The sequence below is a fragment of the Rhodococcus sp. IEGM 1351 genome, assembly GCF_030056875.1.
In the GTDB taxonomy this organism is placed as follows: Bacteria; Actinomycetota; Actinomycetes; order Mycobacteriales; family Mycobacteriaceae; genus Rhodococcus_F; species Rhodococcus_F opacus.
The window spans coordinates 1-23,480 of the sequence record NZ_JASHKU010000051.1 but is presented as its reverse complement, the minus strand read 5'-3'; the positions used below and the strand labels follow the sequence as shown (position 1 = coordinate 23,480).

The 23,480-nt window shown below is 61.9% G+C and carries 14 protein-coding genes; 9 read left to right on the top strand and 5 right to left on the bottom strand.

Translation table 11 applies throughout. From position 1 onward, the window contains the following. The first annotated feature begins 786 nt into the window (after window positions 1-786). The 8 genes from QM806_RS39825 to QM806_RS39790 all read left to right on the top strand — a co-directional run bounded on the left by QM806_RS39825 (window position 787) and on the right by QM806_RS39790 (window position 13,416). Window positions 787-1,278, top strand: coding sequence for a hypothetical protein (locus QM806_RS39825; RefSeq protein ID WP_283294970.1), 492 nt, complete (start codon window positions 787-789; stop codon window positions 1,276-1,278). A 291-nt stretch (window positions 1,279-1,569) separates the two neighbouring features. Then, a complete protein-coding gene (locus QM806_RS39820; protein ID WP_283294969.1) occupies window positions 1,570-2,628 on the top strand; it encodes an FHA domain-containing protein in 1,059 nt (352 codons plus the stop codon). A 2-nt stretch (window positions 2,629-2,630) separates the two neighbouring features. Continuing rightward, a complete protein-coding gene (locus QM806_RS39815) occupies window positions 2,631-3,305 on the top strand; it encodes a vWA domain-containing protein (protein ID WP_283294968.1) in 675 nt (224 codons plus the stop codon). A gap of 46 nt (window positions 3,306-3,351) precedes the next feature. Then, a complete protein-coding gene (locus QM806_RS39810) occupies window positions 3,352-4,650 on the top strand; it encodes a protein kinase domain-containing protein (protein ID WP_283294967.1) in 1,299 nt (432 codons plus the stop codon). Beyond that, window positions 4,647-7,892: a DEAD/DEAH box helicase gene (locus QM806_RS39805; protein ID WP_283294966.1), complete on the top strand. Its 3,246-nt coding sequence runs from the start codon at window positions 4,647-4,649 to the stop codon at window positions 7,890-7,892. Before QM806_RS39810 ends, QM806_RS39805 begins: the two co-directional genes overlap by 4 nt. After that, on the top strand, window positions 7,876-9,093 hold the full coding sequence (locus QM806_RS39800; protein WP_283294965.1) for a hypothetical protein: 1,218 nt from the start codon (window positions 7,876-7,878) through the stop codon (window positions 9,091-9,093). The genes QM806_RS39805 and QM806_RS39800 overlap by 17 nt, the downstream gene beginning before the upstream one ends. Beyond that, window positions 9,074-11,374: an AAA family ATPase gene (locus tag QM806_RS39795; RefSeq protein ID WP_283294964.1), complete on the top strand. Its 2,301-nt coding sequence runs from the start codon at window positions 9,074-9,076 to the stop codon at window positions 11,372-11,374. The genes QM806_RS39800 and QM806_RS39795 overlap by 20 nt, the downstream gene beginning before the upstream one ends. Next, window positions 11,371-13,416: a hypothetical protein gene (locus QM806_RS39790; protein WP_283294963.1), complete on the top strand. Its 2,046-nt coding sequence runs from the start codon at window positions 11,371-11,373 to the stop codon at window positions 13,414-13,416. The genes QM806_RS39795 and QM806_RS39790 overlap by 4 nt, the downstream gene beginning before the upstream one ends. Before the next feature lie 288 nt (window positions 13,417-13,704). On the opposite strand, the gene QM806_RS39785 is transcribed toward QM806_RS39790, so the two are convergent. The 5 genes from QM806_RS39785 to QM806_RS39765 form a co-directional block, all read right to left on the bottom strand. Further along, entirely contained in the window at window positions 13,705-14,139 is a 435-nt protein-coding gene (locus QM806_RS39785) for a hypothetical protein (protein ID WP_283294962.1), read from the bottom strand. A 473-nt stretch (window positions 14,140-14,612) separates the two neighbouring features. Continuing rightward, a complete protein-coding gene (locus QM806_RS39780) occupies window positions 14,613-15,614 on the bottom strand; it encodes a site-specific integrase (protein WP_283294961.1) in 1,002 nt (333 codons plus the stop codon). 2 nt (window positions 15,615-15,616) lie between these two features. Next, window positions 15,617-16,783, bottom strand: coding sequence for a site-specific integrase (locus tag QM806_RS39775; RefSeq protein ID WP_283294960.1), 1,167 nt, complete (start codon window positions 16,781-16,783; stop codon window positions 15,617-15,619). Window positions 16,784-17,423: 640 nt separating this feature from the next. Further along, the gene (locus tag QM806_RS39770) at window positions 17,424-20,984 is read right to left on the bottom strand and encodes a hypothetical protein (RefSeq protein WP_283294959.1); all 3,561 of its coding nucleotides are present in this window, start codon (window positions 20,982-20,984) and stop codon (window positions 17,424-17,426) included. Window positions 20,985-21,503: 519 nt separating this feature from the next. Continuing rightward, window positions 21,504-21,656 (bottom strand): hypothetical protein, encoded by a 153-nt coding sequence (locus tag QM806_RS39765; protein WP_283294958.1) that lies wholly within the window; start codon window positions 21,654-21,656, stop codon window positions 21,504-21,506. Window positions 21,657-22,433: 777 nt separating this feature from the next. Here QM806_RS39765 and QM806_RS39760 point away from each other — a divergent pair. Then, on the top strand, window positions 22,434-23,237 hold the full coding sequence (locus QM806_RS39760; RefSeq protein ID WP_283294957.1) for a hypothetical protein: 804 nt from the start codon (window positions 22,434-22,436) through the stop codon (window positions 23,235-23,237). Window positions 23,238-23,480 lie beyond the last annotated feature (243 nt).

Genomic DNA, 23,480 nt, shown 5'->3' with positions numbered 1-23,480 from the left:
TTACCCGACGAGGAGTCACGCGACGACGTCGTACACCACCTCCCTGGACTTGACCCCCCACCGCGGCGTGATCATCGCAGTAAGCGTTCAGATTGACTTTGGGACCGGACGGCGCCGGTGCGGAGGAGAGACTGTCAATCCACGGAAACGGTGAGGCCGCCGCAGGCGCAGTGGATATGGCGAGGAGCGCCGTGCAACCGAAAACGGCGGTCGCGAGCCGTCGCAGACCGCGCGAGTGGAAGGCAGGTCGCAGCATGCGTATCGTCCTCTGGTCGTCATGTTTCCGCTCATTCCCGTTGCCGGAGGCAGTGATCACGCAACAATTCCGCCACCGACCGACACCAGGGCCAGACAACCCGCCGGATTAGCACCATGCTCGCAGGCCCGCCGAGGCCGTAGCCGTCTCGGCAGACGCTCCGGGCGCCGGATTCTCCGGGCGGTCGTCTCCTGGCATCAAACCAGAAGAATCGAACGCCGAGTATCGATCGTTTGAATGTTTCTTCTCGTGACATCAACAGATCCGGCTGCCCCTCAGATCAGGGACTGCCCGTCGCCTGGGGAGGCATTACCAAGGATGCCAACCAAGCACGGACGTTCTGCGGAAGGTCTCCGAGCGCGTCAGTTCCGAGCTGGACAGACGGGGTGATGGCACGGGAGGCCAATCACGCCATCTCGCTGGCGGCGAGCTCTTGGGATCGCCGCCAGTTGCGCAGCCAGGCGAAATTCCGCTGCGCCCGGTTGCACACAGCGGGAACCCGTCAGAAGGTATGGGCAAGATAGGTGATCGTGAAATGGACACAGGACGCCCTGATAGACGCGGGCTTTGCGGGATTCGTTCGGTTCAGCGAGTTGCCGACGGCGCAGGTTCCCACTGATCCCGGTGTGTACGTGGTGATCCGAGTGGCCGAAACGGATCCGGAATTTCTGGAGAAGAGCCCGGCCGGCCGGTTCAAGGGGAAGGATCCGTCGGTTCCCGTCGCCTCGTTGGAGGACGCCTGGATTCCGGGCTCGCCCGTGATGTACCTCGGCAAGGCAAATGGAGGAGCTACCGGCCGCCGAGGCCTCCGTAAGAGGCTCGACGAGTACCGCCGGCACGGGACCGGCGAGCCAGTCGGCCATTGGGGCGGACGTTATATCTGGCAACTCGCCGACAGCGAGGATCTGGTCGTTGGGTGGAAGCCCACCGCGGACACGGACGCTCGCATCCTCGAGCGCCAGATGATCGCCGAGTTCTCCGCGGACCACGCTAAACGTCCCTTCGCCAACCTGACCGGATAGCGATTCCGCTCCCGATCGGCGGATTTGGTGTCGTTCGCACGAATGACATCGGAGTGGCGAAAGAACGCTATTTGCGGCGGAACAGCCCAACGAATTCGGCGATGGACAGAACTATCCAGACGGCGGCCACACCGAGGACGACCAGGACGAGGATTCCCATCGCGGGGAAGCGCCGCTCGTGGCTCACAGGGCGGTGAGTGTAGCGATGGTAAGGAGGACGACGAGTAAGGCCGACAGCGCGCCCATCCCCTGGTGACTCAAAGTGTCGGACTCCGTCAATATGATGACAGCATGCAGTCCTGGGGAAAGGCGCCCGCGCCAAGCGTCATCATCGACCTCTCACCAATCGTGCTGCTCCGAGGCAACCCCAACTGGGGTTGGGTGGAAGCCGCGGTTGAGGTCTGGCGGAAGCAACATGATCCCCAAGCTCGGTTCTACGGGGTCGCTGACAACAGCCTCTATTACAAGCTCGACGAGGCTGGAAAGCGTGGCCTGTCGCAGTGGAAACGCAAGCGCATGGCACGCTCGGTGTCCTGGGCTGACCCAGAAGTGCTCGAACTTGCGACACAGTTTGACACCGCTTCCGTCCTGACCACGGACCTCTTTCGCGACCACCGGCGCGACTTTCCTTGGCTCCAAGGTACGGACCGCATCTGGAAGCCAGTCGTAGGTGATGGCACGCTTGGGTTCGAGCGGCTCGACTACGCCCCTATTCCGGCCATGGAGGTGTCCTGGCGAATCGAGGAAGCCGACCTTACCCCCAAGGGGTTCAAGACCCGAGAGGCCCGGGACGCACTCAAGTACGAGTGGCGATGCACCACAAGCAGTTGTCACTGGGCAAGCGAGGCGGTCATCGAAGAAGATCCTGCCATTCGCGACGGCCGGGTCGTGTGCCCGGCTTGCTCGGCTCCCGCAAGTCGACTGGGGTTCCGAGAGAGCACGAAGGAGATAGTGCTACTCCTAGGTGATGATGAAGTCGACAGGCTTCCGGTGCCCGAGCGCTCCGAGCTCACCGTGGGTCGAGGTCGCGACATCGGCCGGTACGACGTCCGTGAAGTGTTGGAGGACGCAGCCGCCAACAAGGTCAGCAGAGACCACCTCAAGTTGATTAACAACGGCGGGCGAATCTTTGTGGAGGAGTTGGGATCCAAGAATGGCACGAACATCGTCAGAGACGACGGGGTAGCCGCCCAATTGCAGGAGTGCGTGCAACAGGCCCTGGCGCCAAACGAGCACCTAACCCTAGCCGGTGGAGCACTGACGATCAGGCTCTCGGGCAAGAAGCGGCCGCGCGGCACCTACGAACCTGATCTGACTACGCCACCATTCTTGCGAGTCGAAGGGAACTGAAAATGTCTCTGCTTGATGATATCGAGCCCGTACAGGCGAGGACCCTCCCAGTCATCCTCCTGCTGGACACCAGTGGGAGCATGCGACAGGACGACAAGATCGACGTCCTCAATGACAGCGTCGCGGAGATGATCAAGGAACTCGCATCGGTCGATGCCGGCCACGGGTTCATCACGCTCACTCTGATCGCATTCGGTGGTGAAGCCGCCGGCGTGATCCAGAAGAACGTTCCGGTGGCGAACACTGCATTCACTCCGCTGAAGGCTGGTGGCAAGACCCCGATGGGGCACGCCTTCACACTCGCACGTGAGCTCATCGAAAACCGGGACGAGATCTCCTCGAAGGCTTACCGACCCACAATCGCGCTCGTCTCCGACGGTCTCCCTGTACCTGCACTGGCCGGTGAGCTTGAAGCATTGATCGAGAGCGATCGTGGCTCCAAGTCGTCCCGGTTCGCGTTGGCCGTCGGCGCTGATGCTGACCGGGACCTGCTCGCAAGGTTCACGTCCGGCGGAGACGTAAGGGAAGCGAGCGAGGCAGCCGAGATCAGGAACTTCCTCCAGTGGGTCACCAACACGGTGACCCAAGTTACCCTCTCCATCTTCGACCCAGATGTGAAGTCTCAGCTCGTATCCGAGCAATCAATTGCGCGACTGCAACAAGACGATGCCTTCTGATGCTCGCTCCGGGAGCCGCGTACGCGACGACACCGGGGTCGAGTACGTGCTGGGCGACACGATCGGCAAACCTGGTGCCCAAGGCGTCGTCTATCGGGTGGAAGGACAGCCCGGCTTTGCCATCAAACTCCTCAAACGTGAAGGCGACCTCGCGAGAATCGAGGAAGTCAGACGTCTGCCTCTCGATGGTCTTCAGATCGCGGCACCGATCTCACTGATTCGCGATGGTGGCTCTGGGTACTTGATGCCTCTCGCTGCTGACATGAACCCCCTCGCTGAGCCCTATCTGCCCCGTGAATTCGGGCTACGGGAGACAGGCGGCATCGGTTGGTACAGAAACACGGGAGGACTTCGGCGGCGGTTGGCGTTGGCAGCCAATGTCGCGCAGTGTCTCGCTGCCCTGCACGAACGGGGTCTTGCCTATGTGGACCTCAACCCCAACAACGTTATGGTCTCGGACGATGTCAGTCGAGAAGAGACCTGGCTTATCGATACAGACAACCTCACTTCCAGAGCAAACCCGAAGTGGGAGATTGTTGGCTTCCCCGGCTACGCCGTCCCGGAGCGAGTCACCAAGAAGGCACCGCCATCGACCCTCGCCGACGCCTACACCCTGGCAATCTTGAGCTTCCGAATGTTAGTGCTCAGTCATCCGCTCGAAGGTCAGGCCGCAGACGGTCTTGACGGTGACGAGGCAGCAGCGGCGATCAACAGGGGCGCGTTGGCCTATGTCGGCGATCTCTCCGACGACTCGAATCGACTGCCCAGCAAGAGCCTGCCTTCGAAGCTGTTCCCCCTAGCTCTGAGCGGACGAATGCAGCAACTGCTCCGGGAAACCTTCGGCGCTGGGAAGCTGAACCCACTCGTGCGTCCAGGAGCCGCCAAATGGCGAGATGCGCTGTGGCTTGCTCACGACAATGTCGTTGAATGCGCGGACGGTTGTGGATGGAGCTACTTCCGTTTGTTGCCTCGATGCCCGGCTTGCAACCGACAGACGCCTCCGGTGATCTTGGCGACCGTGTTTCCTGCTTGGGGCGAGACCGAGTGGGCGGACGTCGACCCTCAAGCGCGGGACTCTCTCGTGCTATCTCGCGATCGCCCCACGCCAGTGGGTGAGCGTCAACTCTGGGGGGGATACGCCTCGAAGGATACCCTTCTCACGTTCAATCCCGTCGGCAAGGGTTTCGAACTCGGTGCACGGGATGGTGTCCACGTCACCGACGGAGATGGCAAGCGGGTAGAGCGGATCCCCTACCCCGAGCGGAGGAAGGAGTACCGCGTCAGGGTTGAAACGGAAGGAAGGCCGGCGCGTACTCTCCGGATCATTTGCGTCGAGGCGACATGAAGTTTGAGAGCCTTGCGCACTCCGATGAGCGCGCGATCAGTCTCCTCCCCCTAGGGGACGTCACCCTGAAGTCTGGAACCCTTGTCAGCGTTGATGTAACACCGACCGGTGTCATTGTTCGGCGAGAAAGCGAAGCCCTGCTTTGCGAACCCCCTAGACTTCACGATGTCGACTGGCTTGCTGACGTGACTGCGAGCGGCGCGTACGTCGCAGAGCTTCTGTCGACGGGCGATCCCACGCAACTGGCGCCGGCAGCAGTGAACCTCAAGGTTCTGCGATACGACGGCGTGGAACACTGGTCGGAGCCACGAGAAGTAGGCGTCGACGATCGCACCGTCGCAGATGTCAATCGATACCGTCGGCGCAACGATTCGTCGGAAAACGTCGTGGCGTGGCTCAAGGCTCAGCTGACTCTTGATTCGAACGACGAGGTCACTGTTGTTGCTACCGGTGCGGGCGAGTTCAACGAGACCGGTTTCCGCGTCGTTGGATCGGGCATCGTCGCGGACATCTGCCTCGAAGATGGTCGGCTCTTCGTGGCACGAGTGACCCAGACGCCTAGGAATCGAAACCGAAGGCTGATCGTGGTGCGAGGACGCATCGACATCAAGGACCACACACGCGTCGGTCTTGTGAGCACGGAAGACCGCGAAGAATTAAAGCGGCTGTCTTCTGCAGAGAACGCGTTCCTCGCCATCTGGAATGAGTACAGCCGACTTGAGCAGAAGGCCGCGAAGGAGTCCGCAGAAGACATCGGGTGGGCCGAATATGACCGGTATCAAATCCTCGGCGACGGGACGATCGAGTTCGACCTGGTGCAGAACAGCCAGACCAGCACCCTGTTGGAACGCATAGGTAGCGACACCGTCGGCCTAGAAGCTTCGCTCACACGAAGTTTCCTCGAGGACAGCAGCGGGCACACAAACACATCCTCCCAGCACAGGAGCAAGGACGACCGCGGCTTCGTCATCGGTGACGCTCGGACGACTGGACGTGCCACTTTGGTTCTCGTGCCCGAACGCGAAATCAGGAGAGGCGACATCCCTGCCAAAGGTGAGATCTATGGCGTTTATACGACGGACTCCATACGCATCGGTCGGCGCGAAAAAGCACAGCAGGAAATCTCACTGGCAAGGACTGCTCCTGCACGCCAACTGTCGTTGATTCTTGCCGGCAAGCGCCCCGACCCTGTCGGCAGAATTCAACGTCACGAGCCGCTGTCGGCGCGGGCGCGAGCTTTGCTTGGGGGCGAACCCACACCAGCGCAGGTCGAAGCAATCGATCTCGCCATCAACTCTCAGGACGTGGTTCTGATCCAGGGACCACCCGGCACGGGCAAGACCAGGGTCATCGCAGCCATACAAGCCCGACTGGCGGAGCTCAGCAAGGGCCACTTGGCGAGCAACAAGCGAGTTCTCTTTGCCAGCTACCAACACGATGCCGTCGAAAACCTCATCCAGGCTGCAGACGATGGAGCTCTTCCTCCGGTCAAGATCGGCGCTCGGCATCGAGGCACCGAAGACGATGCATACCTCCATGCATGGGCCGCTGACCTCCAACAGCGATTGGAACACCGCTACCAGGGTGAAAAGCCAAGTGAGCTGTTGCATACGTTGCGACAACTGCGCGAGAGACTGATTGCCTACCGGACCCAACCATTCGATGTTCCGGGCACGGTCGATCTGTTGGTCTGGCTCGCGGCAAGCACTCAACTGACGGACAGCACGGTTTCCGGGACGGCAAGGCGACTAGCGAGAAAGGTCGAGCGGGAGTTGGGCGGCGGGGGGTCAACCGCAGGCCATCGGAAGGTCGAGGTATTGGCGCGCAGCCTTCGCGCGTTGCCTGCGAGCTTCGAAGATGATGGTAGGGAGCGAGCGCGTGACGCTGCTCTTAATACCGAAGTGAGGCAACTACTGGACGACCGCCAGCGATCCATGCTTGACGAGGCGGCGACCGCCGCAGATCCACACACGGCGTCCGCCCGCATGGCAATCGTGAAATCGGTGCTCCTCGACAGGGTGATGAACGCCCGCGCGGCATCAAGCATCGTGGCGACCCGACCCGAAGTCGAAGCGCTCCTGAAACGTGCCATCGACTCGACGGAGAAGGAAGTGCGCAGATCCACCAGCGACATCGACCTCGCTGTCGAGGACTACCGGGATGCGGTCGCGCACCAGCCCGGAGCCGTACGAAAATCGCTCCAGATGCATTCCCGAGCCCTCGCGGCAACGTGTCAGCAGTCCGCTTCCGGAGCCATGCGTGAGACCCACAGGGGATTCTTCGACACCGTAATCCTCGACGAGGCCGCCAGGGCCAACCCGCTCGACTTGATGATCCCGATGAGCCTGGCGATGAATCGCATCATCCTCGTCGGCGACCACCGGCAGTTGCCACAGCTGTTGGATGAGTCACTGCTCCCGCAGCTTTCGGCGCGCCATGACACCAACGTTGTCGAGGACACGCTCAGACAGTCCATGTTCCAGCGACTCTTCACGACCTTGCAGCAGCTTGAGCGTACAGATGGGAACAAGCGAGTCATCACGCTCGATCGGCAGTTCCGTACCCACCCCACTCTTGGCCGATTTATCAGTGACCAGTTCTACAAGCCGTTTGGAGAGTGTCTGGAGAACGGCATCAATCAGCCGGGGTCGTTCGCTCACGGTCTCGCCAAGTACGGCAACGCCGCCTGCGGTTGGATCGATGTACCGTTCATGGCCGGACCAGAACAACGCGCTGGAACGAGCATCAGTCGACCCGCTGAGGCGCAGATCGTCGTGGAAGAGCTGGGCGATGCGTTGCGGCAGTCGGAAGAGCTGACGTTCGGGGTCATCACCTTCTACTCCGGACAAGTCGACCAGATTTGGCAGCGCATGTCAGACGCCGGACTAGCGGTCAAAAATAACCAGAACCAGTGGGTGATCAACCCTGCCTCGCCATGGCTCTACACGTCCAGAGGTCTCCCAAGAGTGCGTATCGGCACTGTGGATGCTTTCCAGGGTCGGGAGTTCGACGTCGTTTACCTCTCGACAACACGATCCAGCAAGCAGGGGTCGCGCCGGTCGAACCCGTTCGGCTTCCTGGTCCTGCCCAACCGTTTGAACGTCGCGATGAGTCGACAGAAGAGGCTTCTCATCGTCGTTGGCGATGCCGGCCACATGACCTCTGACAAGGGCAGTGAGGCAGTTCCCGCGTTGGCCGCATTCCATGCCTTGACCGGAGGCGCCGATGGCTTCCGGCGATAGCACGAGGCTTCCGGCGTATCTACTAGGAGAGTGGCCAGGGAAATTTCGACATGCGCTGCTCACTCCGGCAACCCGATGGCGCGTCTTCATTGAGGACCAGGAGCGGATTGAACCCGATATCATTTTGAACACTGTCCTGCGCATTCGACAGGCCGGCGAGCGAGATGCATCCAGAATCGCGGACCTTCTGCAACTTCCGGAGGACTTGATTCGCCACCTGCTTGCTACTGCCGACCGTGAAAGGTTGGAGGCGGCGAAGTCTGGGCAGAGCATCGTAGCCTTGAGGTCGACCGTCGGGTGGGTCTACCGAGACGCGGCCACGGGAGAGTTGTGGCCAGAACCCGGTGAGCAAATCGAACCACTAGAGATTCGATATTCGGGATCCTTCAGGGGGCGATTCAACACCGGAACCGCCGGTCGCAGGACGCCGATCGATGCGCTGCTTCTCGACACCTATGAGACGGGAGACTTGCGGCCCACTGCGAATGAACTAGCCCGATTTAGTTGGTCCGATGATGCGCAGAAGCGGACGGCCGTGATCAGTTCCGGTGAACCCTGTTTGGTCGTCAGCCCGGCCACCAAGGACAAGAGCGGCCTTGCGGTGCTCACCACGCAGGACTCGCCGCAGCTGAGCCTGGGAAGACTGTTGAACTCCGCAGTCGATCGGTACGAGTCGGTCGCCAAGTGGGCCAGAGGTGTGCCGCTCAGCGCTGAAAAAGCACAGCGGTCACCACTCGAGCTCGCGCTCGTCGAACTTTCTGACACGCTCGGCTTTCTCCGTGTTGGCGAGTTCCGGACCGTGTCCCCCGCACGCCTGACGGGCCTCATTGACCTGATCCTGGGTCGCTGGGTGGACGAGTACCGGTACCAGTCTGGCCTTGCAGCCGTGATCGAGTCGCCGACCGACGAGCAGAGCAGGGCGGTAGCTGAGCGCTTCACCTTGAGTCCAACCATCGCACAGCGATGGGCTGCGGGACCTCGGTCCGACTGCCGGCGCAAGGTGCTTGAACTTCTGGCGACTCGCCTATATTCAGGCGATCCACGCCTCGGGGAACTATCTGTCGCAGCTGCTCGATACGATTCCATCGTCGGCAGTGGTTCCCCCTCGCAGGAGGTGGTGGACCTGGCGCAACAGATTGTGAACGTGGGGCAACTCCTGCTGAACAGGGAAGAGGGCGGGCATGTCCAAGGCGAAAGCTAGACGGGGCGCGAGCCCTCAGCGCACAGCTGCGAAGCGCGACGCCGTATTGGTGACCCGGCCGAGCACCGAAGAGGCGAATGCTCGCAAGGTCGACGAGGTCGAACAGGGCCTCGCTGCGCTCCCGGAGGTTCCCATCGACGTCCTCGATGAGGTTCCTCCCGTCGAACCCGAAACTAGCGCTGTTACGGCAACCCGCGTGAGGAATCTCTTCGACCAAGTCAAGCAGCAGGGCGAGAACTACAAGCGAGCTCGCGAGAAACTCTCCGAAAAAGAGGCGGAGCTCGAAGCCAGAGGATTGGAGATCAAGGAACAGGAATCCGGGCTTGCCATCCGCGAGGCTGAGCTGGCCGCCGCCGAGAAAGACCTCCAAGCACAGCGGTTGGCCGCAAAGGCAGGATTCGTCGACGAGCTGAGAGCGACCACCAAGGAAGTTTCGGAGAAGATTGACACGATGCTCATCGACGCCGCGACATGGGGCGCCGAACTCAAGGCGAAAGCAGTGGAGACCACCGCCGCCGAACACCAGCGTCTAACTCTCGAGCGAGCGCAGCTCGACACGGACTGGGAATCCCTCCGAAAACGGCAAGCCGAAGTGCGGGCGCTGGAGGTGGAGGTTTCCTCCACCACAGAGTTCTTGAAGAAAAAGGAATCCTCGCTCGATTCCGTAGTGCAGCGCCAAGTAGAAACCCAGGTCACCCTCGTTCGAGATGATCTCGAAGACACCAAGTCCCAGCTCCATGCGGCGAGCGCTCGCGCCGCTAGCAAGGACAACGAAGTCCGTCAGCTTCGCAACGAGCTGGCACGGTTCGGCGACGATCCCGATGGAATGAAGCGCCGGATCGAAGAGCTGTCCGAAGAGTTGCGGATCAAGAAGGATGAACTGGCCCGCAGACCTCCCGAGGACGAAGTATCTGATCTGCGCAGCAAGGTGCTACGCGTCACGGACGCCGAGAGTGAGGCCGCACACTGGCGGAGTCGGTATGACCAGATCGATTCCCAACTTCGCCGCTACTTGGTCAATGTGGGCGAACTTGAGGTGCTGCGAGACGAGCGTGATGCGCTCGCCTCTCAACGCGAGACCCTCCGCCAAGCCATAGCTCAACAGAAGAGCGATTGGGAGGAACTTCAGGCCAAGGAGAGTTCCACAAATCCGTTCCCTGCCTGCTCAGGCTACGATGCGGACGCCACACTCGCACGCGAACTCGTTAGTCGCAGCTTCGGCACGTTGGCCGATCTGGTCAATGAACTTCGCAACCGGATGGCAGCGAATCCGACGACGAGCTTCTACTACTCCGAGTCGGACGTCCGCCTGTTTCTTGCAGGCCTCGCTTCCAGCAGGCTTCACCTGCTACAAGGCATCTCGGGAACAGGCAAGACAAGTCTGCCCCGCGAGTTCTTCAAGGCGCTAGCCGGCGACGCTGCCGTGCAGATCGTCGAAGTCCAAGCCGGGTGGCGAGACAAGGATGACCTGTTCGGCTACTACAATGCATTCGAGAAACGCTTCGCGGAAAGCGAGTTCACCAAGGCCTTGTACCGAGCCTTGCTGCCTGCGAATGCGGATCGCCCGATGGTCGTCGTGCTGGACGAAATGAATCTTGCCCATCCCGAGCAGTACTTCAGCGTCATGCTGTCACTACTCGAGAATTCGTCGACGGCGCAGGGCTATCTGGATCTCCTGACCAGCCAGATTCCCCATTTGCCCAAGATGTTTGAAGGGTCACGGCTTCCATTACCGAAGAACGTTTGGTTTGTGGGAACCGCAAACCACGACGAGACCACCGTTGCCTTCGCCGACAAAACGTACGACCGAGCACACGTCCAGGTGCTCCCGTCGATGCACGTTCCATTCCAAGCCTCGAACCCAGGCAGAGCAGCAGACCCCGTTTCGTTCGAACTTCTCGACGAAGCCTTCATGGCAGCAACACGCAACCACACCAAAGATGTGGCCCAAGTAAAGGACTTCCTCAGGTCTGGCCTGCGGGAGGAATTCGAGAAGTTCGGCGTCGGCTGGGGTAACCGACTGGAGCGCCAAATCGATCGGTTCGTGCCTGTGGTACTTGCTGGTGGAGGTGATCTGACGGAGGCCGTGGACCACTTGGTGGCAACGAAACTGGTGCGCAAACTGGAAGACCGATTTGGCGTGCGCCCGGAGGACCTTGATGCCCTCGCCGGTAACATCGAACTCCACTGGGATCAGTTGCAGTCCCACTCTCGCCCGAGCAAGACACTCGAAGCGCTTCGTAGTGAGTCGAATAAGCTCCGGGGAGGGTTCGGGTCGTGAGCCCCGAGCGAGATCGCGTCTCGGGGCTGCCGTCGCCGCAGCGGACGGGGTGGTCCGGCCGATGGGCTTCCGGGGTGGGTCCGCTACTCGATCCCGCCACCGGAAGTCGGTCGCGGGATTCGGCAACATCGGATGATCTCGACGCCCTCAGCTCCCTGAGCCAATCGCTGTTTGAGGCAGTCACCTCCGGCTCCTGGGCAGCACTTCTCGGCGCCCCGCTGCTTGCCGATCACGACGAGGACACGATCGACCTCGAGGAACGCGAGAAGCTCCTCATCGAACGACTGCCATCGATCGCCCACATCACGGAGCGATTCATCACTCGGCTCGGCGAGCGATCTGAACTTCTTCCCGTCTCGCGAGTGAAGCGGCCTGCCCGTCGCTCGCTCGAACGGCTCGCGGCGCACACCGAGGACTGGGCGGGCAGAAGCCTTGCCGGTCCAGTGCCTCGGCGTGCGTTGGCAGTCACTCGTGTCGAAGATGCCAACCTCTACGAGAATCGCATGGTTGCGGAGTTGGTTCACCCAATCCTGTCGTCCGCGCTGCTGGCGAGAATCCGCAAGCTTCGCAGACTCCTATCCGATCTCTCAGACCTGAACCAGGCTCAGCACGTCGGAACCTACCACCGGACTCAGCGACTGTACTCGTTCTGGGGCGACGACGCGCTGAAAGCTGCAGCATCACACCTCCGCGCCGCAAAAACCCTTGAATCCCTGGATAAGCTCGCCGCTTGGGTCCAGTCGCTAAGGGGCAGCACCCTTTCCCGGCTCCTTCTAGGTAAGGTGACCGGTCACCGCAGTTTGAGACGAACAAACGTCATCAACAACGATCGCCACTACCGTGCCGCAGGAGACGTGTGGGCCACCTACGAGCGGCCCGAGATCGCGTCGGAGACACCTGACGCGAGACGAGATCGCCTGGCACGTCGCCATACGGCATTCGACCACTATGTGCTCGGTCTCGTAGTTCGTGCTCTTGGCGGCCTTGGGTTCACGTCACGATCAGGCTCGCTGCCGATGTTGGGTGAAGGTGTTGAACTGGAAGGAATCTGGGGGGAGGCGAACCTGATCCGCGGAACCGATGGGGTTCTCACGATCGGCTGCCATGATTCGACCATCCGGATCGTTCCGCTTCTTGACGTGGTGGGTCCTCAAGATGACCATGTTGCAATCGGTCAGAGATGGCGCGACTTGCAAGCTGCGGCTGACCGCCCGACAATAGTCGTCTTCCTCGCATCGTCTACCGACGTTCGCAGTAACCCCGACCGGATGGTTGCCGGAGCGATGGCTTCGGCCAAGGACGACTCTCTGGGGCGCGGGTATCTGCTGACCGGTGTGCCGGTATCGCCCCTCGAAACAACAAGTTTGGAGCGTGTCGCGAGAGGTGTTGCTCTCGCGGTGCGAGTTCCGCCGCTGCTGGCTTACCCCCCGCCGCTTACCTTGGGCGATCAGCCGATGCCCCTCCGGCTGGTAGACCACCTCGAATCCTCTGGTATCGACGAGCCGAAACTTTCACCCCTGTTCCATCGAACTGGCAACACGCTGAAACTCAGGCGTCCACTTGTGACCTCCGAGCAGACGCGACTCATGGCTGTCGTACGAAACCTTGCTGTTGCAGCTCGTGGCACCGGATGGCAGAGAGACTTCGGCGACCACATCTCGCAAGTCATCAATTCGATTGACCTTGCAACGACATTCCTTTTACCCCTGCTGAGCTGCCCGGTGTGCTTTGCGGCTTCGGAGGCACGCCGACTTCATCGTGCCGATGACGTGTTCATGATCGAATGCCAATCCTGCGGGGCTCGATGGGGACATGAGCGTTGCGGTAGTTGTCAGGCCAGGATCCCCATGATCGAGCCTGAACAGCAACTGCTAAACCCGGAGATCAAAGGGCCGGGGTGGGTGGAGCGCATCTTTGGGCAGGATGCATTGTCTTCGCCCTGCTGGGCCCGTACCTCAGCTAACCGATACATCTGCCCAGAGTGCCGCGTTTGCCCACTTGCGATCGATGCAACCGGCGCTGCTTGCACGCGCTGCCACTGATTCCGCAAGCGGCGTGCCACGCACCGTGGACGAAGAGCAACGATGGACCATTCCCCTTGCGCGTACCACGTTCGACTACCTCCACCTCCAGCATCGCTGGCTCCTCCACGTTCAGGGCTGGCAGTTGTACCCATCGGTCACCAATCCGTGCGGCACTGCCTCGAGTCAGCAAGCGCCATCCAGCGGAAACCGGCTTCTCCCTTCTGGCACTCAGCTTCCGGGTTCGTTTTGGCCTTGGCATACCCGCACATTCGAGAACGGCATGGTCGACCACCGAAGCCCGTGACCTCACCGGCGCCACCATCGCCTCGCCCTTCTCGCCTCGGCAGCGACCCTGTCCTCTTCCTCGATCTGTGCATCGATCGCGGCCGTCAACGCACGCAAGCTCGCAGGAGGCTCAAGAGCACGGAACGCATCACTCGCCGCCCCGGCCTTCTTCATGACCCGGAGATGCATGAACGCGAACACATACGAGATCGCCGAGCAGATGATACCGAACAGCCACCACGCTCCTTCACCCCAGTTGCAGAGCTGGATGATCAGAAAAATACCCCCGAGCACAGAGAAGGTTGCGTTCCAGGGCAGGATCTTCCGGCCTTTATCGAGCCAGTGCCCTTCCTCGGACACGTGAAGTTTCATGTTCAGACTGTGGATCTCGAGGTCCCGTTGGAATTGATCGTGGTAACGGTCGAACTCGTAGCTGTCCAAAAAGTGATCGTCCATCGCTTCCGCCTTCGTTGGGGGTCTCCGTCAAGCGTATGAGCCCTTGATGGCCACATCTTCTCGAGTTGGCTCGGAAACATCTTGTTGCGCAACGGGAGCGGCTCGCGATCGCCCGTTCGCCTCATGGTTGCGGGTCCTTCCCTCCGTCGACGAGATCGCCGAAACCGCGACGGCGGAAGCTGCGGATGAGGCCGGCCGACGGCGTGTGATCGCGGAGCCACTCGGCGATGGCGGTTGATTGCGTCGTGCGGTCGGCGCTTCCCAGTTTCAGCTGGTTGAGTAGTACACCGGTGGTGCTGGGCGCCGACTACGGAACAACGCTCCGCGGGGGCTGGCATGGGCGATCCGATCGGCAGAAAGTTGCTGTCGTCGTAGAACCGCTCATTGATGTCCATGCGGATCGTCCGTTCGGGTCAGGGCTTCCTCTGGTCCGTCGACCACAGGATATCGATCGGTTGAGCGGCAGGGGGTGCTCAGGTGACGCCGTCAAGGATGGAAGCCAGCTCGGCCAACAGCTGGTCGGCGCGGTCTTCGATGTCGTCGAGAAGGTCGGTGACGTCGGTCAAGTCCCGGTGGGCGCTGCGGCGGGCCTCGATCCCCCGTTCGTAGTAGTGCGGATCGAGGACAGGGTCCCCGTCGATCGAGTGCATGTCTGGCGCCGTGTCCGGCCGCGACCTTCGTGGCGGAAGGGTGTGTGCTGGTGCTTTTCCGGACAGGTGGGCCTGGGTAATGGCGGTGATCGCGCGTGCGGTCAACGGCGCCGGGGCGAGCGGAGTGTGACCCCAGCGGTTGATCGGGGTCAGCAGCGGTCTGTCGTCGGTGCGGTAGGCGGCGTCGAAGCCGGCGAGGTCGCGGCCGGCTTCGAAGTGCCGGGCGACTGTGCGAGTGCCGTGGTTCTGGTCGAGAAATCCCAGGACCTCGGTCCACTCCCGGTAGATCGAGACTATGGGTATCTCGGGTGATTCGGGCAGGTCGATTGGTTCGCGATCGACGCTCAGCAGTAGGGGTGCACTGCGATCGTCTGGGGCGGTGATGTCCCGGCGGCGCAGCCGGGCGATTTGCTCGAAACCCATGCCCGACGCGGCCAGGGCAAGGATGAGGGCATCACGGCGGCCGAATAGTCCGACCGGCCACCCGGCGACAGGAATCTGCGTAAGCCGTTCGGCGACGAGAGCTGATCTGCGCTTCAGCCGGGCGGCTCTCGTGGCGTTGAGGGCACGGCGGATCGCTTCATCCGTGCCGGGTGCCGGGTGTCCCTGCCTGCGGTGGACGGTGTTGATGACGCTGACCCGACGTCGTTGGGTGGCCGGCGCGGCGGGGTTGTCGTGCAGGAAGCGAGCCAGCTGATGCGGTGTGGCGGGGATCGGTGGTTGGTCGGTCGCGGCGCACCAGTCCGTGAACAGCGCCCAGACGTGCCGATCCCGGACAGCGAGGCGCAGTGATGCAGCACCAATGCCGGGTGTGGTGGCGTACACGGTTACAGCCCGAGGACGGTGACGGCGTTCCCGACCAGCGGGGTGCGTTCCCGGGCATACACTTCGACCATTTCCGGTGTGGTGTGCCCGGTCTGACGCATGATCGCGTGCGCGTCGGCGCCGTTGCGGAAGGCCTGGGTGACGAAACCTGCCCGCAGCGAGTGTGCCCCGAGCTGGCTCACCAGGGCGGCGTCGTACCCGGCTTGTTCGGCGCGGCGACGGATCGCCTTGTGCACTGCCGCCCCGGACAGCGCGGTCTCGGACAGGTTGCCGTTCTTACGGATCGACCGGAACAGCGGCGCCCGCGCTGTGGTGCGTGGGACCGTGCCCCGGCATACGTGCGTCTCGAACGGTTCGGCGGTGGTGAGGAGCCGGATCACGCCGGGGCGGCCTCGGGTGTCGAACGCGGCCACGACCTGCGCCCACCGGACGTACGCGCAGGGCGGGCAACTGTCGTGGCGGTCGGTGAACGGCAGCGCCCGCACGGTCCCTGTGCCTTCCTGATCGGTTTTCGACCGGCGCAACTGCACGTGCACGCCGTCGTGCCGGTGCACGCTCACGTCGGCGCCGTCCAGGCCGACCAGTTCGCTGCGACGGAACGCGCCGGCGAATCCCATCAGGATCAGCGCGCTGTCGCGGCGTTCGAGTACCGCGTGTGCCCACCCGTCCACCGTGTGCCGGGCGGCGGCGGTGATGGTGACGATGTCCGTGGTCAGCAGGGCGGCCCGCGGGGTGCGGGGCCGGTCCCCCACTGCGGCGTAGTCACGGCGGATCCCGGACAGGGTGGCGCGCACTATCTCCTGCCCGGTCGGGGACTCGCGGCCGGTGCGGTGGTGGTGATAGGCGATCGCGGCCACCCATTTGGTCAGGGTGGCCGGCGCGTACACCCGGATACCGTCGGGGCCGATGGTGTCGGCGGCGTCGACGAGGTAGGCGGCCACCGTCGCCGGGTGCGCCGGTAACGGGGTGTGCCCCTGGGTAATGCACCAGTGCTCGAACCGTCGCCACGCCGAAGCGTAGGTGCGGCGGGTGCCCTCGGACCGGGACTCGGCTATCGATCGCCCGATCCGCGCCGCCGCCGCCTCCGGCAGATCCGGAAACACCGCGGCGTCGTCGGTAACAGCAGCCGCGGGCAGCTTGCGGGGACGTAGGCCCTGGTCGATCGTCATGTGGGGCAGGCTATCGGCACCCTCCGACACGTTTTCGACACGAAAAACGCGCTGAGGTGGGGTTTTCCGGGAGACGGTGCGGGAAGCGGAATTCTCGTCACCAACCGCGCACAAACCAGAAGTGACACGGAACCGCCACCGTCGCAGGTTGCCCGGAAGGTCGTCTGTAGGTTCCGCAAAACCGTGTCACTTTCCAAATTTCATGTCACTCGCGTGTCACTTTCCAGGTTTCGTGTCACCCGGGACAACACTGGATGCGTGCCCAGGACCAGAGAGGTCGAGGTCAGGTACGTGCAGGACGGGTGCTGGCAGTGCTGTGCCCCGGCGCGATCCTGGGTCTCGGCGTCGTGTGCGGCCTCTGGGGAGAGGATCCACACGAGCGCCGCCGACCTTTCGGGGCGTGAGCGTATCGGGCTTCTGGTTTCTGTCGCGGAACCGGCGGTGCTACCAGCCGAGCGCGAACCAGTCGACTTCGCGCAGGGCTGTCTCGATGCGGGTGGCTTCCCGAGCGATTTCGGCGGGGTCGTCGCCGTCATCCCGGGTGGGATCGTCGCTCCCGAAGGCGGCGAGCGCATAGACCCACTAAACGGTGGGCTTTCCAGCGACGCAGGTCGCTTACAAGCTCTGGCTAACGAAGCGATCAGTTGTTGTTCCGCTCGTTCTTAACTGAAACGGTCAGAACTGCCCTATCCCCTTCGTTCTCAGCGGTGTTTAGGACGCTTAGTGTGCCGCCGCCGGTCTCATTCATCGGTACCTGGAATGACAGGCTGCCCCTGCCGTCGAGATCGTCGGTACTGTCGTCGGTGCCTTCGTAGAGTTTGCAGTCGATCTGGACGTCGACCACGTTGCCGACCAGCAATTTAAGCGTGAACTTGTACTCCGCACGCAACTCCCCGCCCCATTTGTATTCGCGTTTGAACGAGTTCATGAGACGATCCGGTCCCAGCTCGATCATGACCAGCTCGGCACCGGGATCGGTGTACACGTTGGACTCGTAATATTCGAAGTCCTTGCCCCAGAAGTCAAAGTACACCGCAGCGAGGCGGAAGGCGTCGGCCGGCGGTTGCAGCTCGAGATTTACGATCATGTTCTCGGCAGTGAGGTTGATAACCTTGCTGGTGGAGTAGTAAATGCCGTCGATCACCTTAGACGCGACGAGGTTGTATTTGCCAAATGGCACGTCGCCGAGCTTGTACTTGCCGCTCGCCTCGGTGATGTCATCCTTGCCCTCGTACACGCGGACGTTGCCGCCCGAAATGGGCGCCCCATTCGCCCTCACGGTGCCGGTGATGGCTCCGCGCGTGACGACTTTCGTCCAGACGTTGATGGGATACGGCTCTTTCCGTGGCTCACGATAGATCAGCGGCTCCGCGTAGCCGTACAGGCCGCCTTCGGACGGTCCATCCCACCAGAGGATGTTGTCGGGACTGACTGCGTTGGCATCTTTCAGGTTGCGCCAGGCTTCCGAGTCTGTATCTGGGTCGTCGTTGGCGAATGTGTTGCATAGCAGAGTTGCTCTGTTGTCGGCGGCGTCCGTTATAAACTCGCCGGCCCAACCGGCCTCATCGTAGACCTCGCTGTAAATCGTGTCGTACAACCATTGGCCGGCCGCTTGCCGTTCGTCCGCCGTGTAGGTGTATAGGCCGTCGGGCGTGCCGGGATTGACGAAAGCGCCTGCGTCGATGTCTTTCTGCTCAAGGTCGCTGGGAAATACTGTGTCCTGATCCGTCTCGAGATGGACTTTTTTCGACTTGGCCGACATCCATATCAGCGACGAGCACACCGACGGGACTGTTCCCGCCGCCCACCCCGCGCTGGAGGGCGCCGTAGCAGTTTGCCCGATCGTCGGATCGGTGTAGCAGAACAGCCGGTAGTGGCTCTTTGGTGTGCCACCGGGGCGGTAGCCCTTTGCGCTTGCGGCATCGGCGATATCGTGCAGCTTGGCGCGGACTTCGGCGGTCTCCTGCAAGGGATCGGGCTTGACGACCAGCGGCGGCACCATCACGAACTGGCCGTTATGGGTCACGCCGACCGCGTGCGCCGAGAACGACGCAATCGAGTAGGTCTCTCCGGTCACTGGATCGGTATAGTTCTCCCCGTTGACCGCCGCCTCGATCGGCTGCTTGACGACACCAGGCCACATGTACTTGATCGCCGTCTTTAGCAGGACGAAAGCCGGCCCCGGGTTCTTGAAGTACTCAAGGAGTAGCTCCTCGCTCGCGGTCGAATGCGTCAGCTCGTCGTAGTTGCGCGTCATGATGCCGGAGTGACTGTACATCTGACCGGGGGTGACCGTACGCAATAAATTGCCGATCAGGCCAGTGCCGCCCGGTGACAGGATCACGTCGCCCTTACGCGCATTCATGAACCGGCCAGGCATCGTCACGGTAGCGACGTCGCCCCTAAGCTGACATACGAGCTGCTTGGACTCTGCGGTCGCGAGGTCGGCCTCGGTGAGATTGTCGGGGTCGCAGAACTCGCCTTCCTTGATCGACCTCGTAAGACGACCCGTAATGAGACCGGGTAGCGCCGCGACGAGACCAGGAAGGCGTGCAACCAGACCAGGTAGCCGCGCAACAACACCAGGAAAAGCCGCAACGCCCGGCGTACGAGGCGGCAGTGCTCCGAAGTCGTGCAGTCCGCGCACGCTTGCTGACGCGCTAGCGGTCCTCGGGGCTCTGAGCGGCGGCTCGTCGACCGGGAGGTTGCGGCGATACGCTGGGGCCAATCGCGAGGCTAGAACGCGATCGGTCGCCGCGCGGCTCCAGCGCATGCCAGCAACATCGCGCAGGCCGCTCCAGGTGATAGCGATCGTGCCGGTCAACATGTCGACCTGAACGTCCTGCGGTGCAAGGGTTCGCGGCCTAAGCTCCCCTCTCCCTGCCTCGATCTCGGCGATCACTTCCTCCCACGGCCAGGCTGCGACCAGCGTCCCCCAGTTCGGCAGCGAGGTCTCGCTACGCTCGGCGAACGGCACCTCGAAAATAGAGCTAACGCGCACAGGGGTGCCGTCCACCGCGGTGCCCGCGTAGTACACGGTGAAGCCGGCTGCCTCCGTGGGTACAGACGCGCCGATCCGCGTCGACAACGAGATCACCGTCGACGAATTCGGTGCCAACACGATAGGCGTGCTGAGCCTTCCGAATCTGGTCGGCGCTGAGCTGGCGGTTGGCGATTCCGACATTGGCACGATCGCCTGACGGCTGAGCGTTAGCGGAGTGGCCTCGACGTTGTATATGGTCATCGACGCCGTGAACCAGATGTACGATTTGTGTGCGTAGATGTCGGACGTAATGTGCGGAACGATAACGCCGCGCGACTTGCACAGTCCATATGCCGACACCAGGTTAAGTGTCCGCTTAACCTCGATGCCTTCGTGATCGACCTTGCATGTGACGTGGAAGCGAGCGGGGTCGGCGGTGTGCCGCCGCATCTGGTGAAAGTAGTCGTGGGTGACGTACGGAACATTGGTGACGGCGGTCGTCCCGTCGCCGAACGTCCACTGATAGCGCGCTCTAATGCTTTCACGCACTCGGTCCAGCACCGAGTCCATCAACTCCGAGCGTAGGTCGGGGATGTTGGTTTCGACGCGACGGCCGGTCCTTGTGCGGATTCCAACGTGGTCGGACAGCGCATCGCGCGCGGTCGAGGCCTCCGCCAGCTCTCGCCCGAGCGGGCTCCTCATCATCGGCGATGTGACGCGGATGCGACGGAGTGCAGCGCTGCGTTCAGTCGATGTCAGGCGTCGAACAGGCGATGGACTCGCGATCACGGTTAGCTGGCGGTCGCGGATGCGGTAGATCCGGGACGGCTCCATCGCGCCGTGACCAAACTCCGCGCCGAGCGTGAACGTCGCGACGTAAGGATTGGTCTGCGACTGCGTCAGTCGCATTAGAGCAAGCTGTGCGTTGTCACCAACCGTCGCGGTTGGCTTGAAAGCAACTGTCGCGGTGCCGACGATGACCGTGATGGTTTTTTGGTCGCGGGTGCTGCCGCTGATAGCCTGCGCGACGACGGTGTGGCGACCACTCGTGACAAACTGCAGCCACTGCAACGCGCCCGGCACACCGTTGAGCGTAACCCGCACATCGGCACGTCCTTCGAGGGCCTGGCCCTGCGGATCGAAGACCTCGAACTTGGTTGATTCACCGCGGCGTGGGTTGAGAGGCGTAGCGACGATACTCCCGATCTCAAACGCCATGACTAAGCTCCTTGACGATTGCTTCGATGGAACAACCAGGCGCACGGACGTGAGGCCATTCGTCGGCTCAATGGTAGGCGATTCCGCGTCTGGCTGGTCGTAGATCGAAGGGTGCGTACCCAGGGCGAGGAGGATCTCGGGCTCTTCTCATCTAGCGGCTATGCCGGATACGCGCGGGCGGCCGACCTGGGAAATGGAGGGGCGTTCTACGCGTTGGTCGGGGTTTCCGCCGCGGTGGTGACGGTGGTGGCGTTCGCGGTGGCGCTGGCCGAGGATTCCTCGTCGGCTGTTCTCGTGTGGCTGGGGATGGTGCAGCGTTGTCGGTGTTGCACAGCGCTGCACCGGGACTGGCGGCACCGACCATGTTCCGGATCGGTCGGGCTGAGCAAAAACCCGGGCGCTGCTATACAGGTGGTCTATTACCGCTTCCCCCGCCTGCCGACGTCCCCCGCCTGCCGATGTCCCCGCCTGCCGATGTCCCCCGCCTGCCGACACGCTGCGTCGGCGTCGCTGCTCGCATCAGCGGCCCAGATGAACCGGCGCCACCACCTCCTTACGCCGCGAGCGGACCTCGGCTTCCCGCGCACCACGACGGGCCGCGACGTAGCTTCCCGACACCGTCAGCGCACCGATGACCACCTGGATGACCAGCGTGAGCACATTCACCGCCATCCGCTCACTCCGCGGCCACCGCGGTGAGGTTCCGTGCGACCTCGCAGACCCTGCCCAACTCGGCCTGTCAAATCGCCGACTTCGGTCTGATGGACGAGATCACGGAAAGCCGTTCGAGCGTTCTCGTAATGCCGCACTGTCATGGGCGATCAGCCCACAGTCGAGCCCAAACACCGACCCCAACGTGACCCACTCTCCGATCCCCTCCGGTGTCTCACAGTCCGGTGCCCCCAGTAACGAACGATTCTGGGACAGCGGCCTCCGGGCATCGGCGACGGACAACCAAGTAGACAGGATGCACGCCTCTACGGACGCAGGTAGACACCGGCCGGAAAAGGGTGTCGGTGCCGCGCCCGAGTTCTTTGTCTGGGATGGATTCGCCGGCCAAGATGCTCCCTCCCTTCGTTCGACCTCACCATCGCCAATTCAAATGGCTGATAACTTGACGTCCGGGGCAACTCAGATCCCCGAGCCATTCCATGCCGCGGCGATGCCTAGGCGAGGCTAAGGAGAGGGGGTGCGTCTATGGTTTCGGCGGGCGCTATAACCGCGCGAGAGGCAGAGCTGGCAGACCGCTTGGCCGCGGCCGGCGTAGAGAACGCGCAAGCACTCGTTGCCATTGCAATGTACACGCGAGGCCATGCGCGGCCAGAGTCAGAAACGATCGACCTGGTCAGACAGTATTCTGGACTATCCGCGCCGGGAATTGCCGAGTCCGCCCTAGCGAGCGCCCGACGGCGAGGGTGGATAGTCGAGGTTCCAGCTGCGGATTCAATAGTGCACCTAACCTCGCCACCAGACTTCCCTGCGAGGCTGGCATCATTCCTTGGTGACCCGGCATTCGAGCGCGACTTGGAAGCGCAAAGAGAACAGAACCAGCCGGCTGTCGCGGTTCTCGGACGAATGCATTCCCCCGGTGTATATGAGTCCTTCGGGGCGAAAATTAGAAGTGCAACCCACGAAATCCTCCTTCCGATGATCAACACGACACCCAGACTCGCACAAGTGGCAGATATGCAGGCGGTCGCGAGGACAGGAGTTGAGGTTCGCCTACTGCTCGCAACACCGCGCCTCGCAGCTAAGATTAGGGGCAACGCAGTGAGGGACGAGGCGAAAAATCGAATCGAAGGTTGGCGACAAAACGCTAGGGGTATTGACAACTTTCACGTTAGACTAACAGGTCGTGAATCTGATTTATGGTTTGCGAGCAGCGCATGCATCGACGGCCGAACGGTAAGGCTTGACATCTACGATCCTGTCTCGCAGCGGAGCACCCAGGGCGTGATGGTCGAGGTGCGGTCGGACTCAAGTTCGAACCTTGCGCTTGCATTTCAACAGCTTTTTGAAGATGCGTGGCGTCGGGCACGCGACCCGGGACCATTTGGCTTTCTGATAAGTCTCTTCCAAAAAGCGTGGCTTCCGCTTCTTGTTGCACTAGCGTTTGCTGCTGCCGTAATCTTTGCAGATCCAACATCAGTCTTCGTTGCTTTTACAGGTGGCGTTGCCGCGGGCTTGGTGTCGAACTATCTGCCTCAAGTTCCTCATGCAGTAGCGGTCATAGCGGATCGATTGAGACGATGAACAGCTCGTCTGGGGTGAACTGTGCTGTCTGCGAAGAAGATACCGCTGCGGAAAGACTCGATGAATGTCGCGATGCGTTCAAGCGGATCGGTCTCTCGAAGCTTCACTGGGAGTGCTGGTCGGACTGCAATCTACATTGCAAGTTCTGCTACCGAACTATTGATACTCCACTGGGATTTGATGAAGCAGGGTTACGTCCACGATGATGGTGTACGAGCCGGATCTCGTACCAATGACCGGCGT